Source organism: Paraburkholderia youngii, from assembly GCF_013366925.1.
In the GTDB taxonomy this organism is placed as follows: Bacteria; Pseudomonadota; Gammaproteobacteria; order Burkholderiales; family Burkholderiaceae; genus Paraburkholderia; species Paraburkholderia youngii.
Genome location: NZ_JAALDK010000001.1, coordinates 145,343 through 159,231 on the forward strand (window position 1 = coordinate 145,343; position 13,889 = coordinate 159,231).

The 13,889-nt window shown below is 66.0% G+C and carries 12 protein-coding genes, 1 pseudogene and 1 riboswitch; of the genes and pseudogenes, 3 read left to right on the plus strand and 10 right to left on the minus strand.

The genetic code is table 11. The features are described from left to right. Positions 1 to 4: 4 nt before the first annotated feature. A complete protein-coding gene (locus tag G5S42_RS00700) occupies positions 5 to 1,411 on the minus strand; it encodes an aminopeptidase P N-terminal domain-containing protein (protein ID WP_176105090.1) in 1,407 nt (468 codons plus the stop codon). A gap of 211 nt (positions 1,412 to 1,622) precedes the next feature. On the opposite strand from G5S42_RS00700, the gene G5S42_RS00705 reads away from it, so the two are divergent. Further along, positions 1,623 to 2,237 (plus strand): glutathione S-transferase C-terminal domain-containing protein, encoded by a 615-nt coding sequence (locus G5S42_RS00705; protein WP_176105091.1) that lies wholly within the window; start codon positions 1,623 to 1,625, stop codon positions 2,235 to 2,237. 87 nt (positions 2,238 to 2,324) lie between these two features. On the opposite strand, the gene lnt is transcribed toward G5S42_RS00705, so the two are convergent. From lnt to G5S42_RS45655, 7 genes and pseudogenes are all read right to left on the minus strand, one after another. After that, on the minus strand, positions 2,325 to 4,082 hold the full coding sequence (lnt, locus tag G5S42_RS00710) for an apolipoprotein N-acyltransferase (protein ID WP_176105092.1): 1,758 nt from the start codon (positions 4,080 to 4,082) through the stop codon (positions 2,325 to 2,327). A gap of 119 nt (positions 4,083 to 4,201) precedes the next feature. Next, positions 4,202 to 5,107 carry a CorC family transporter gene (locus G5S42_RS00715; protein ID WP_176105093.1) on the minus strand — a complete coding sequence of 302 codons (906 nt, stop codon included), beginning with the start codon at positions 5,105 to 5,107 and terminating at the stop codon, positions 4,202 to 4,204. Positions 5,108 to 5,326: 219 nt separating this feature from the next. Further along, entirely contained in the window at positions 5,327 to 5,986 is a 660-nt protein-coding gene (locus G5S42_RS00720; RefSeq protein ID WP_176105094.1) for a gamma-glutamylcyclotransferase, read from the minus strand. A gap of 32 nt (positions 5,987 to 6,018) precedes the next feature. Then, the gene (gene ybeY / locus G5S42_RS00725; protein ID WP_176105095.1) at positions 6,019 to 6,480 is read right to left on the minus strand and encodes an rRNA maturation RNase YbeY; all 462 of its coding nucleotides are present in this window, start codon (positions 6,478 to 6,480) and stop codon (positions 6,019 to 6,021) included. Between the two features lie 90 nt (positions 6,481 to 6,570). Further along, on the minus strand, positions 6,571 to 7,656 hold the full coding sequence (locus G5S42_RS00730; protein ID WP_176105096.1) for a PhoH family protein: 1,086 nt from the start codon (positions 7,654 to 7,656) through the stop codon (positions 6,571 to 6,573). A 61-nt stretch (positions 7,657 to 7,717) separates the two neighbouring features. Next, a complete protein-coding gene (gene miaB / locus G5S42_RS00735; protein WP_176105097.1) occupies positions 7,718 to 9,103 on the minus strand; it encodes a tRNA (N6-isopentenyl adenosine(37)-C2)-methylthiotransferase MiaB in 1,386 nt (461 codons plus the stop codon). A gap of 155 nt (positions 9,104 to 9,258) precedes the next feature. Further along, positions 9,259 to 9,363, minus strand: a pseudogene (locus G5S42_RS45655) (LysR family transcriptional regulator); the annotation flags it as partial. Between the two features lie 149 nt (positions 9,364 to 9,512). On the opposite strand from G5S42_RS45655, the gene G5S42_RS00740 reads away from it, so the two are divergent. Continuing rightward, positions 9,513 to 10,220 (plus strand): helix-turn-helix domain-containing protein, encoded by a 708-nt coding sequence (locus G5S42_RS00740; protein WP_176105098.1) that lies wholly within the window; start codon positions 9,513 to 9,515, stop codon positions 10,218 to 10,220. 138 nt (positions 10,221 to 10,358) lie between these two features. Further along, a riboswitch (FMN riboswitch) is annotated at positions 10,359 to 10,542 on the plus strand. Between the two features lie 149 nt (positions 10,543 to 10,691). Next, positions 10,692 to 11,411: a 3,4-dihydroxy-2-butanone-4-phosphate synthase gene (ribB, locus tag G5S42_RS00745; protein WP_176105099.1), complete on the plus strand. Its 720-nt coding sequence runs from the start codon at positions 10,692 to 10,694 to the stop codon at positions 11,409 to 11,411. 97 nt (positions 11,412 to 11,508) lie between these two features. On the opposite strand, the gene G5S42_RS00750 is transcribed toward ribB, so the two are convergent. Beyond that, entirely contained in the window at positions 11,509 to 12,195 is a 687-nt protein-coding gene (locus tag G5S42_RS00750; RefSeq protein ID WP_176105100.1) for an HAD family hydrolase, read from the minus strand. A gap of 132 nt (positions 12,196 to 12,327) precedes the next feature. Beyond that, a complete protein-coding gene (gene glpK, locus G5S42_RS00755; protein ID WP_176105101.1) occupies positions 12,328 to 13,827 on the minus strand; it encodes a glycerol kinase GlpK in 1,500 nt (499 codons plus the stop codon). Between the last annotated feature and the right edge of the window lie 62 nt (positions 13,828 to 13,889).

The following is a 13,889-nucleotide window of genomic DNA, read 5'->3' on the forward strand; positions in this document are numbered from 1 at the left end:
CCGATCAGGTCCTCTGTTGATGAGCCGCTCGTGCTTCCTGCATCAGCGCCTCGATCTCGTCGGCGGCGACCGGCACGTCGCGCGTGATCAGCTCGCAGCCGGTCGGCGTGACGATCGCGTCATCCTCGATGCGGATGCCGATGTTCCAGTAGCGCTCGGGCACACCTTCGGCCGCGCGCACGTACAGGCCCGGCTCGATCGTCAGCGTCATCGACGCGCGCAGCGTGCGCCACGGCAGCGCGCCCGCTTCGTCGCGCGGCGCGCCGCGCTCGCGGTAGTCGCCGCAGTCGTGCACGTCCATGCCGAGCCAGTGGCCAGTGCGGTGCATGTAGAACGGCGCGTAGGCGCGCTCGGCGATCACGTCGTCGACCGATGCGAACTTCGCGCGCGGCACGATGCCGGTGTCGAGCAGCCCCTGCGAAAGCACGCGCAGCGCGGCCTGATGCGGATCGTCGAAGCTCGCGCCGGCGCGCGTCGCATCGACGGCGGCCTGCTGCGCGGCCAGCACGATGTCGTACAGCTCGCGCTGCGCCGGCGTGAACCGGCCGCTCGCCGGGAACGTGCGCGTGATGTCGGACGCATAGCCGTCGAGTTCGCAGGCCGCGTCGATCAGGATCAGGTCGCCGTCGCGCGCGATCGCGTTGCCGGCGGGGTAGTGCAGCACGCACGCGTTCGCGCCGGCCGCGACGATCGACGTATAGGCCGGCGCCTGCGCGCCGAACTTGCGGAACGTATAGAGCAGTTCGGCCTCGAGCTCGTACTCGCGGATACCGGGCCGGCACGCGGCCATCGCGCGACGATGCGCGGCCGCCGAAATCTGCCCGGCGCGGCGCATGATCGCGAGCTCGTGGTCGTCCTTGACGAGCCGCATCTCGTCGAGCAATGGCAGCAGATCGCGCGCGGCCGTGGGTGTGACGGTGCCGCTGCGGCTTTGCGCACGCACCGCGTCGAGCCAGCCGCGCACCTGCCCGTCCAGATGCGCCGAGGTGCCGAGCGCATAGTGCAGCGCCGGCTTGTCGGCGATGATGCGCGGCAACTGCGTGTCGAGTTCGCCGATCGGGAACGCGGCATCGAGCCCGAATGCTTCGCGCGCGCCGTCGGGGCCGAAGCGGAAGCCTTCCCACGTTTCACGCTCGACGCTCTTTTCGCGGCAGAACAGCACCGACGCGGGCGCGCCGGGCGCAGCGCTGGCATCGAGCACCAGCAGCGCTTCGGGCTCGGTGAAGCCGGTCAGATAATAGAAGTAGCTGTCGTGGCGGTACGGATAGTCGGTATCGCGGTTGCGCAGCGCTTCCGGCGCGGTCGGGACGATGGCGACGCCGCCGCCCGCGGCGCGCAGCGCGGCGAGAACGCGCTCGCGGCGCGTGCGGTGGACGTCGATGGCGATGGTGGGTTCGGTCGGCTGGTTCATCGTGCGATTGTAGCGCCGCGTGTCTCCTGGCCCCATTCTCCGCGCACGACATCGACTCCCTTTGTGCGGATTCCGACGGCGCGGCGGCCGCCGTCATGTTGCAATCCGTCCACAGCGGCTCGGCGAGCAGTTCGCGAAGATGCCGCCAGCACGTTCGCGAAAGCCTTAGACCACTTATACTTTCGCCGGATTCAGAAAAAGGCAGAAGGTCATGATGAAACTCATCGGTTCGTTCGGCAGCCCGTATGTGCGTAAAGCGCGCATCGTGCTCGCCGACAAGAAGATCGACTACGAACTGGTGCCCGAGAACGTCTGGGCGCCGGATACCCGGATTCACACCTTCAACCCCCTCGGCAAGGTGCCGTGCCTCGTGATGGAAGACGGCGAAGCCGTGTTCGATTCACGCGTGATCTGCGAATACGTCGATACGCTGTCGCCGGTGGGCAAGCTGATTCCGCCGTCCGGGCGCGAGCGCATCGAAGTGCGCTGCTGGGAGGCGCTCGCCGACGGCGTGCTCGACGCGGCCGTGCTGATCCGGCTCGAAAGCACGCAGCGGGCGCCCGAGCAGCGCGTGGACGCATGGGTCGCGCGGCAGCAGCGCAAGATCGACGAAGCGCTGATCGCGATGTCGCAGGGGCTTGGCAGCAAGCCGTGGTGCGCGAGCAATCACTACACGCTGGCCGACATCGCGATGGGCTGTGCGCTCGGCTATCTGGACTTCCGTATGCCGGAACTGAACTGGCGCGAAGCGCATCCGAACCTCGACAAGCACTTCCAGAAGCTGTCGCAGCGGCAGTCGTTCATCGATACGGCGCCGAAGGATTGATGAAGCTCGAATGAGCATAAAAAAATGCGCCTGCATGTCAGGCGCATTTTTTTTGCGGGCGGTGTTCGTTTGACGTGGGCGCCGGCGTTACCGCTTGCCGTCGCGCCGCCGCGCGATCCCCGGTCCGAACGCGAAACCGATCGCGAGCAGCAGCACCGACACCGCGAGCACCGTGTTGTTGCCGCTCGTCACGTAAGGTGTGTTGCCGGCGGTGCCTTGCACGTTGACGTCGAGCGAGCCGACCGTGTATGGCGTCAGGCGGCCGATCACGCGGCCGTTCGCGTCGATCGCGGCGGTCATCCCGGTGTTGGTTGCGCGCAGCATCGGCCTGCCGGTTTCGAGCGAGCGCATGCGCGCGATCTGCAGATGCTGGTCGAGCGCGATCGTGTCGCCGAACCACGCGAGATTGGTCGAGTTGATCAGCACGCCGGCGGGCGTCGCGTTCTCGCGCAGCGTGCGCGCGATTTCCTCGCCGAAGATGTCCTCGTAGCAGATGTTCACCGCGACCGGCTGGTTATGCACCATGAACGGTTTTTGCACAGGCGGTCCGCGGAAGAAGTCGCCGAGCGGAATGTTCATCAGGTTCACGAACCAGCGGAAACCCCACGGCACGAATTCGCCGAACGGCACCAGATGGTGCTTGTCGTAGCGGTAGATTTCGTGCGAGCCGGGCGTGACGCCGAACAGGCTGTTGGTGTAGTCGACCACCCGGCCGTCCGGCGTGATCGTGCCGCCGATCGCGCCGAACAGCAGCGAGCTGCCGGTCGAATTGGTGAATTGGCGGATCGCGGCCGCGAAGTTCGGCGGCAGTTGCTGCGCGAGTACGGGGATCGCGGTTTCCGGCGTGACGATCAGATCGGCCGGCTTCGACGTGATCATTTTCTGATACTCGTCGACCGCCGCGCGCAAGCCGGCTTCCTCGAATTTCATCTCCTGCTTCACGTTGCCTTGCAGCAGGCGCACCGTCAGCGGCGCATTGGCGGGCGTCGTCCACTGCACGAGCGGCAGCAGCAGGCCGATCACGAGCAGCGCGAGCGCGACGCAGGCTGGCACGGCGATGGCGGCAACGCGCGTGCCGCGGCCACGCGCGGCGCGGCTGTCGACGTCACCAGCGGCGCCGGCGTTCGGCTCGCGCGAGTCGTTGGCACGCCCGGGGCGCCACGACGGCAGCAGCGCCAGCAATGCCTGCACGATCAACGCGGCCGTCAGCGCGACCATCCAGCCGACGCCATATACGCCGACCACGGGCGCAAACCCCGCCAACGGGCCGTCGACTTGCGCGTAACCGGTGGCGAGCCAGGGAAAGCCGGTGAACACCGTGCCGCGCAGCCATTCGCCGATCGCCCACGCGCTGGCAAAAGCCAGCGCGCCGTGCCAGGTCGGCGAGAATGGCGCGCGGTCGTCGGCCGCGCCGTTGCGCGCATGGCCCGCGCAGAACGACCATATCCCCGCGGCGAGCGCCGGGTAGAGCGCGAGATACAGCGAGAACAGCACGAGCGCCGTGCCGGCGAGTGGCGCCGGCATGCCGCCGTAGTAGTGCATGCTCACATACAGCCACCAGACCCCGCTCACGAAGTTGCCGAAGCCGAACGCGCCGCCCGTCAGCGCGGCGCTTTTCCAGCCGGTGCTGCGCGTGAGCCACGCGAAGAAGAACACGAAGATCGCGAGTTGCAGCCAGCCGCCATGCGGCGTCGGCGCGAACGACAGCGTATTGGCCGCGCCCGCGGCCAGTGCGACGAGGTAGTGCCAGCGCGGCAGCGCGCGGCTGCGCGTGACGTCGTCGGTGGCAGCGGGGGCGGGAGCGCTCACGCCGCGGTGCGAACGGGAAGTGATCGGGTCGGCCATTGTTGCGCGGTCGGCGTCGGAAGTTGAAAGGGTAAATCAGCAGGCAAACGAGTCGGCCACATGCGCCCGCAATAACAACGCGCGGGCGCTCGGGCCGTGCATCGGCCCGAGCCGCCGGCTCAGGTCTGCACGTGCTGCGACTCGCGTTCGCGCTGGCCCGCGAGCGGGTCGCGGCGCACCAGCAGCATGTGGATCTGGCGGGCGTCACCGCGCAGGATCTCGAAGATCAGATCGTCGAGGCGCACTTTCTCGCCCCGATGCGGCACCCGGCCGAAGTGATGCGTGACCAGCCCGCCGATCGTGTCGACTTCTTCGTCTGAATAATGCGTGCCGAAGGTGTCGTTGAACTGCTCGATCTCGGTCAGCGCGCGCACCCGGAAGCGTCCGTCCGGCGACGCGATGATGTTGCCGCTTTCCTCGTCGAAATCGTATTCGTCCTCGATGTCGCCGACGATCTGCTCCAGCACGTCTTCGATCGTGATCAGGCCCGCGACGCCGCCGTATTCGTCGACGACCACCGCGAGGTGGTTACGGTTCACGCGAAAGTCGTGCAGCAGCACGTTCAGCCGCTTCGACTCGGGGATGAACACGGCCGGGCGCAGCATGCCGCGCACGTCGAATTCTTCTTCGGCGTAATAGCGCAGCAGATCTTTCGCGAGCAGCACGCCGATGATGTTGTCGCGATTGCCCTCGTAGACTGGATAGCGCGAATGCGCTTTCTCGAGCACGTAGGGGATGAATTCGGCGGGATTGTCGGCGATGTTGATCGCGTCCATTTGTGCGCGCGGCACCATGATGTCGCGCGCGCTCAGTTCCGAGACCTGGAACACGCCTTCGATCATCGACAGCGAGTCGGCGTCGATCAGGTTGCGCTCGTGCGCGTCCTGCAGAATTTCCAGAAGTTCGGCCCGCGAGTCGGGTTCGGGCGAGATGAAGTCGGTCAGGCGTTCGAGCAGCGAGCGCTTTTCCTGCGGTTTGTCGAGATGGCGTCCGGTATGGCGTCGACTGGGATACGTGTCGTTCATGGTAGTGCGCCCGGCGAGACTGGGCGCGCTGTTACAGAGCGTTAAGGATACACCAGGCACATGGCGGAACCGTGTCCGGCCGGGCCTGGCGATGAGTGAAGCCGAGGTGAAACGGCCGCGCCGCGAAGGCGGAGCGTGGAATCATCCTAACCGATTACGCGGTCAAAAGCGCTCGCCGGCAAAAAAGTCGCGGGTGGGGTTTTCGCCGAGATGACGAAATTACACGACCGGCTTGCAGCGCGCGAGCAGCGCTTCGAGCGCGCGGTCCGGCATGCCGCTTTCGCGCAGCGCATGCACGGTACGGCTTACGTAGTCGAAAGTCGTGCCGTAGCGGCCGCTCGCGCAGCCCAGCACGGTCTGAATGATGTCGTCGCGCAGCTTGCCGGTGTAGCTCGGCACGTCGCGGCGCATCACGAAGGCGAGCGCGTCGACGCGCCGGCCGTCCGCGAGTACGCACGGCAGCCACGCGGGACGGTACGAGCCCATCGGCATTTCGCGGCGCCACAGTGCTTCGAGATGCGGCATCGAGCCATCGGCTGCGAGCCGGAACGCCATGCCGGTGCACGAGCCGCCGCGATCCAGCGCGAGCACGAGGCCGGGCTGCTCGGGCGTGCCGCGATTCACACGCGACCACAGATAGAGGCCGCGGTGATAGCCGTGCACCTTCGAGCGCATCGCTTCGACGGTGGGCAGTCCCGGGTTCCAGATCAGCGAGCCATAGCCGAACAGCCACAGATCGCTCTGGCGGTCCCAGCCGCGCAACGTGCATTCAAGCGACGCGCGCAGTTCGTCGTCAGTCAGAAGCCGCGAGTCGCCGAGCACCGGCGGGTAGTCCGGACAGCGCACGGGAATCTCGGTTTCGGGGGACGGAGTGCTCACGGTGGGTTCGGTTGGAGGAGGGGCGGGGACGTCTATTGATAAGGGTCCGGAAAGCCGAGCCTGGCGAGGATTTCGGTTTCGATCGCCTCCATTTCCTCGGCTTCTTCTTCAACCTCGTGGTCGTAGCCTTGTGCATGCAGCGTGCCGTGCACGAGCAGGTGCGCGTAATGCGCGGCAAGCGGTTTGCCCTGCTCGGCGGCTTCCTTCTCGATCACCGGGCAGCACAGAATCAGATCGCCCGTCACCGGGTCGTCTTCCGATTCGGCATAGGCGAAGGTCAGCACGTTGGTCGCATAGTCCTTGCCGCGATAAGTGCGGTTCAGCGTGCGGCCTTCTTCGGCGTCGACGAAGCGAACCGTCAGTTCGCCGTCTGCGAACAGCGCCGCCTTGATCCAGCCGGCCACCGTCGCGCGCGGCAGTAGCGCCTTGTGTTCCGGCCAGGCTTTGGCAGCGGGGAATTGCAGGCTCAGCGTTAGTTTTGGGGTGCGGCTCATGCGGTTTCTGTGCGTGGCGTTCGTGGCTCAGTCGTTTTTTGCGGCGTGGCGGCGAGGCCACGCGGGCCTCGCGCTGCGAAGCGCATCGCTTTAGCGCGAATCGGCCGCGGCGGTCGATTTCTGCGCATGCGCATCGTACGCCTCCACAATTCGCGCGACCAGCGGATGGCGCACCACGTCCGCGCTCGTGAAGCGCGTGAGCGCGATGCCGCGCACGTTCGCGAGCACTTGCTGCGCTTCGATCAGCCCGCTCTTCTGGCCGCGCGGCAGGTCGACCTGGGTCGTGTCGCCGGTGACGACCGCCTTCGAGCCGAAGCCGATCCGCGTGAGGAACATCTTCATCTGCTCGGGCGTGGTGTTCTGCGCCTCGTCGAGGATGATGAACGCGTGATTCAGCGTGCGGCCGCGCATGTACGCGAGCGGCGCGATTTCGATCATCTGCCGCTCGAACATCTTCGCGGTTTTGTCAAAGCCGAGCAGGTCATACAGCGCGTCGTACAGCGGACGCAGATACGGATCGACCTTTTGCGCCAGATCGCCCGGCAAAAAACCGAGCCGCTCGCCTGCTTCGACGGCCGGGCGCGTCAGCACGATGCGTTTGACCTGGTCGCGCTCGAGCGCGTCGACCGCGCAGGCCACCGCGAGGTAGGTCTTGCCGGTGCCGGCCGGGCCGACGCCGAAGGTGACGTCGTGCGACACGATCTGCTTCAGGTACTCGCGCTGCGCCGGCGTGCGGCCGCGCAGATCCGCGCGCCGCGTGTACAGTTTCGGGCCGTATTCCTCGAAGTCATCTTCGCTCGCATCGGCATCGGCGGGCTGGTCGAACGGATGATCGGGATTGCCGGTGAAGCGCGTGTCGACGGCGTCGCCGCCATTGCCATTGCCGTTGCCGTTCGAACGATGGCGCGCCGGATGGCGCACTTCGACGAGCGCGAGCTGGATGTCGTCGACTGACAAGGGCTCGCGTGCGCTGTTGTAGAAGTTTTCGAGCGCGGTGAGCGCGAGTTTCGCGCCGCGCCCGCGGATCGTGATGCGGTGGCCACGGCGCTGCAGGGTCACGTCGAGCGCCTGCTCGATCTGCCGCAGATTTTCGTCGAGCGGTCCGCAGAGGTTGGCGAGCCGCGCGTTGTCATCGCGCGGTGCGGTGAATTCCAGATGCTGCTGAGTGGTCTTCAAGGCGGTGAGTCGATCCTGTCGGTTGCGATACTCAGAATGTCGGTCAGTGCGCTTAGCGTGCTCAGTGCGTCACGGCGGCGCCGTCGTCGTGAACCATCACCAGTTCGCCGCGCAGCGAGTGCGGGTACGCGTGCACGATCTTCACGTCGACCATCTGACCGATCAGCCGTGCATGCGACGCCACCGACGCCGGGAAATTGACGACGCGGTTGTTCTCGGTGCGGCCCGCGAGCTCGTTCGGGTCCTTGCGCGCCGGGCGCTCGACCAGAATGCGCTCGATCTTGCCGACCATCGCGTCGCTGATGCGCTGCACGTTCTCTTCGATCGTGGCCTGCAGATGCTGCAGACGTTTCAGCTTCACCTCGCGCGGCGTGTCGTCGTGCAGGTTCGCGGCCGGCGTACCGGGGCGCGGGCTGTAGATGAACGAGAAGCTCGTGTCGTACTTCATCTCTTCGACGAGCGCCATCATCTTCGCGAAGTCTTCCTCGGTCTCGCCGGGGAAGCCGACGATCATGTCCGTCGACAGCGACAGATCCGGGCGGATCGCGCGCAGCTTGCGGATCACCGACTTGTACTCGAGCACGGTGTAGCCGCGCTTCATTGCCATCAGGATGCGGTCGGAGCCGTGCTGCACGGGCAGATGCAGGTGACTGACGAGCTTCGGCACCTTCGCATAAGTGTCGATCAGGCGCTGCGTGAATTCCTTCGGATGCGACGTCGTGTAGCGAATCCGTTCGATGCCGGGGATGTCCGCGACGTATTCGATCAGCGTCGCGAAGTCGGCGATCTCGGTCGAACCGACCGTAAGCGCGCCACCGAATTTGCCACGATAAGCGTTCACGTTCTGGCCAAGCAGCGTGACTTCGCGCACGCCCTGGTCGGCGAGGCCGGCGATTTCGGTCAGCACGTCGTCGAGCGGACGCGACACTTCCTCGCCGCGCGTGTACGGCACGACGCAGTAGCTGCAGTACTTGCTGCAGCCTTCCATGATCGACACGAACGCGCTCGGACCTTCGACGCGCGCCGGCGGCAGGTGATCGAACTTCTCGATTTCGGGAAACGAAATATCGACCTGCGCGCGGCCGCTCGCGCGACGCTCGTCGATCATCTGCGGCAGGCGGTGCAGCGTTTGCGGACCGAACACGATATCGACGTACGGCGCGCGCGCGACGATCGATGCGCCTTCCTGGCTAGCGACGCAGCCACCCACGCCAATGATCAGATTCGGATTCGCGTCCTTCAGCTCGCGCACGCGGCCGAGGTCGGAGAAGACTTTTTCCTGCGCTTTTTCGCGCACCGAGCAGGTATTGAACAGGATCACGTCGGCGTCTTCCGGCGTGTCGGTCTTGACGAGTCCTTCAGCGGCACCGAGCACGTCGACCATCTTGTCGGAGTCGTACTCGTTCATCTGGCAGCCAAAGGTTTTTACATAAACTTTCTTGGTCATCGAATTTCGCCGGTCGCAGTGGTTAACCTGGGGGCGTCGTAAAAAGGTGAAGGAGGCCGCGGCGCGGGGCAGCGCGGCGCTTGATGGCCGGCTTGCGCGTGTCTTTGCAGCGTAACTGCATATTATAGCCCTTCACGCTGCGGGGGTTTTAGCGCTCATGAGGCGCTCATTGGCTGCTCCAGCGGCAGTCCCAGCGGGCTTCCCGGTTGATCCGACACCTGCGCGAAGCGCTCGGCGAGGAAATCGAGCAGCGCGCGCACGTTCGCCCAAGGCGCGTGAGTCGTCAGTTGCTTGCCTCCGCCATGCTGATAACAGTGTGACGATAACTTCGTTGGGCGCGGCGAGAGCCGATGCTATCTTGCCTCCACTTACTGCTCTTGCGCCGCTGGGCGGCGCTCTGGAGGCCAATATGCATTCCCCGCTCGCGCTGGTCCGCGATCCTTCGGCCGATGGCGATACCAACGCCGCGCCGCGCTCTGCCGAACCGTTCGATGCGCTCGAACAGCTGGTCGGCGTGAATCTGGCGCGGCTGCGCGCCGAACGCCAGCTTTCGCTCGATGCGCTGGCGCGCGCGTCCGGCGTGTCGCGCGCGATGCTCGCGCAAATCGAGTCGGCGCGCAGCGTGCCGTCGATCAAAGTGCTGTGCAAGGTGGCGGCGGCGCTGAAGGTGTCGGTGGCGGCGTTCCTGCGGCGTCACGCGACCAACGGCTTCGAGCATCTGCCGGCCGAGCGTTCGGCCCGCGTGGTCAGCGCGAACGGGCGCTACTCGGTGCGCCCGCTGTATCCCGACGACGAGTCGATCGCCGCCGAGTTTCACGAGCTGCGGATCGCGCCGCTGCATACGGAGGCGGGCATTCGCCGCGCGCCGGGCACGACGGTGAATCTGGTGGTCAGCGACGGCACGCTCGAAGTCAGCGTGCACGACCAGCGCCAGCTGCTCGCGACCGGCGACGCGATCGTGTTCGACGCCGACCAGCCGCACAGCCTGCGCAATCCCGGCGACACCGAGGCGCGCGCGTTTCGCGTGACGCTGCGAGCTGAGGCGCCGCCGCGCTGGGAAGTGCGGGCCGCGAGCGCCGCGCGCGATGAGGCTGCGTGCGAAGGCGTGCCGGGTTGAGAATCGACGGCATTCGAGGTTCTGGGGCAGCTCGGGGCGTCGATGCAGGGCCAACGCCGTCAGTAGGGTCTTTGTTCGTCGCGCTGCAGCGCTTGCGCGACTGTTGTATGCTTCGCCGGCCGGTCAAACCGGCAATCAGTGCGTCTTCAGGGCGGGGTGCAATTCCCCACCGGCGGTAGGCCGACAGCGCGACAGCGTGAGCCGGCAAGCCCGCGAGCGCCCGCATCGAGTGGTCTTCGCAGTAGCGGAGATTGCGGCGGGGTCAGCAGATCTGGTCAGAAGCCAGAGCCGACGGTGATAGTCCGGATGGAAGAAGATGTGCAGATAGTCATGTGCGTTCCGCGATGCCGCCCGTAGCTTGGGCGGCTGACTATCGTCCGCTTTCGTGCGGCGTGCCAGGCGGCAGCGCGTCAGTCTGTTTGCAATGCCCTGAAACGTTTTTCGCCCAACTTTTGCGATGAGCGTTTCAACATGTCCTTTGCTACTTTTCCCGCTCCGTCGACGATTGCAGACGATGCCTTCGCCGATCTTCCCCTGCTTGCCACCGAAGCCGTTCCGCCGCGTATCGCCGCCGCCTTGCAGGCACTGCGCGAGGGTCGCGCCGTGGTGCTGCAGGACGACCACGACCGCGAGAACGAAGCCGATCTGATCGTCGCGGCCGAGCGCCTGTCGGTCGAAACGATGGCGCTCCTGATCCGCGAATGCAGCGGCATCGTGTGTCTGTGCCTGCCCGACGACAAGATCCGCGCGCTCGAACTGCCGCCGATGGCCGTCAACAACGAAAGCCGTCACGGCACCGCGTTCACTGTGTCGATCGAAGCGCGCGAAGGCGTCAGCACCGGCGTGTCCGCGCAGGATCGCGTGACTACGATCCTCGCTGCGATCGCCGATACGGCCACGCCCGCCGACATCGTGCGCCCTGGCCACGTGTTCCCGCTGCGCGCGATGCCCGGCGGCGTGCTGGCACGGCGCGGCCACACCGAAGGCACCGTCGATCTGGCGATCCTCGCGGGCCTGACGCCGGCCGGCGTGCTGTGCGAACTGATGAACGCCGATGGCACGATGACGCGCGGTGCGGACGTCGAACGCTTTGCCGCGCAACACGATCTGCCGATGCTGACGATCGCCGAGCTGGTCGAGTTTCGCGAGACGCTCGCGCGGGTGCGCGAGGGCGCGCTGGCCGAGGCTTGACGGGCCATCATGCTTCGAGCGGCACGCAGTGCCATGACGCAAAAAGCCGGTTCTTCGCAAGAAGAACCGGCTTTTTTATCGGCGTTGCGCGAAACCGCTACGACTGCACGTCGCCGAACTCGCCGCGCACGCCCGCGTCGATCAGCGCCGGCAGTTCATCCATATGCTTGATGATTCGCGTGATGCCCATCGCGCGCAGCGCATCCGCATAGCCGTCCGGAATATGGCTCGCGCCGACGAAGGCGATCGTCTTCATGCCGGCCGCGCGCGCCGCGTTCAGGCCCGAGACGCTGTCTTCGACGACGAGGCAGCGCGCGGGCTCGACGCCGAGCGACGTGGCCGCGAACAGATAGACATCGGGATAGGGCTTTGGCCGCGCGACCTGCTCGGCGCTGAACACCCGCTCGCCGAAAATCTGCTGCAGACCGGCCCGCCGCACCGATGCGCTCACACGTGTCATGCGGCTGTTCGACACGACTGCGGCCGGCAGCGTCACGCGCTGCAGCGCGTCGCGCACACCGTGGATCGGACCGAGCGACGCGGCGAGCGCGAGCTCGACGTTGTGCTCGATCGTATCGAGGAAGTTCGCGGGCAGAGTGATGTCGAACTGCTTTTCGAGGCCGGCGAGAAAGCGCGAGGTTTGCTGGCCGAACGCGGTTTTGATGACGGGGGCGAAATCGATGCCGGGAAAGGTGGCCGTCAGCGTGTCGAACATCACGCGATCGGCGATGACTTCACTGTCGACGAGCACGCCGTCGCAGTCACAGATGAGGTGGTCGATCATGCCTGAAAAACGATAAGCGCAACGCGCGCGGGCGGCGGGTTGCGGGGCCCGCTCGCCGGGGTGAAAAGCGACATCATACGTGCTTTCGGACCACGTCCTTTCGATGTTCTGCGTGCCCGCGGCCTGACGACCTTACGGTGTATCGGCCCACGCCTTCGCCGCGCGGATCGCGCGCTGCCAGCCATCGAGGCAGGTCCTGACCTCCGCGTGCGGCAGCGCCGGCGTAAAGCGATGCTCGAGCTTCCACTGGCTCTTCAACTCGTCGATATCCTTCCAGTAGCCGACCGCGAGACCGGCCAGATAGGCGGCGCCGAGCGCGGTCGTCTCCGACACCTGGGGGCGCACCGTGTCGACGCCGAGGATGTCGGCCTGGAACTGCATCAGCAGATTGTTCGCGCACGCGCCGCCATCCACGCGCAGTTCGCCGATGCGAATGCCCGAGTCGGCTTCCATCGCCTTCAGCACATCGAGCGATTGATATGCGATCGAATCGAGCGCCGCACGCGCGATATGCGCGGAGGTCGTGCCGCGCGTGAGCCCGAACAGCGTGCCGCGCGCATGCGCGTTCCAGTGCGGAGCGCCGAGGCCGGCGAACGCAGGCACGAGATACACGCCGTCGCAATGCGGCACGCTGCGCGCGAGCGTTTCGATTTCGGCCGCGCTCCTGATGATGCCGAGGCCGTCGCGCAGCCACTGCACCACCGCGCCGGCGATGAAGATGCTGCCTTCGAGCGCGTAGTCGATACGCTCGCCGATCTGCCAGGCGATCGTCGTGACCAGATTGTTCTTCGATTCGATCGGTTTGGCGCCCGTGTTCATCACGAGGAAGCAGCCGGTTCCGTAGGTGTTCTTGACCATGCCGGACTCGGTGCACATCTGGCCGAACAATGCGGCGTGCTGATCGCCGGCGATGCCCGCGAGCGGAATCTTCGATGCGAACACGGTGGTCACCGTCGGTCCGTACACCTCCGACGATGGCCGCACTTCCGGCAGCATGTTGCGCGGAACGTCGAGTGCGGCGAGCAGTTCGTCGTCCCACTTCAGCGTATGGATGTTGAACAGCATCGTGCGCGACGCGTTGGTTACGTCGGTGATGTGCAGCGCGCCCTTCGTGAAATTCCACATGAGCCAGCTGTCGACGGTGCCGAACGCGAGCCGGCCCTGACGCGCTTTTTCGCGCGCGCCTTCGACGTTGTCGAGAATCCAGCGGATCTTGGTCGCCGAGAAGTACGAGTCGATCGGCAGACCGGTCTTCGCGCGCACGCTCGCTTCGAGACCTTGCGCTTTCAGTTCGTCGCAGAAGTCGGCGGTGCGGCGGTCCTGCCAGACGATCGCGTTGTAGATCGGGTGGCCGGTTTCGCGATCCCACACGATCGTGGTTTCGCGCTGGTTCGTGATGCCGATCGCCGCGATCGACGTGCCGTTCATGCCGGCTCGCGTGACCGCCTCGGCGGCGACGCCGGCCTGGGTCGACCAGATTTCCCGCGGATCGTGCTCGACCCAGCCAGGCTGCGGGTAGATCTGCTGGAATTCCTTTTGCGCGCTCGACACGACGTTGCCGCGCCGGTCGAACAGCATCGCGCGTGAGCTGGTGGTGCCTTGGTCAAGCGCGAGGACGTACTGATCCTGCATTGTCTCTTCTCCATGCATGTTATGGATCGCCGGATCGTTTGGCCGGCGATGCGAGCGGCGTG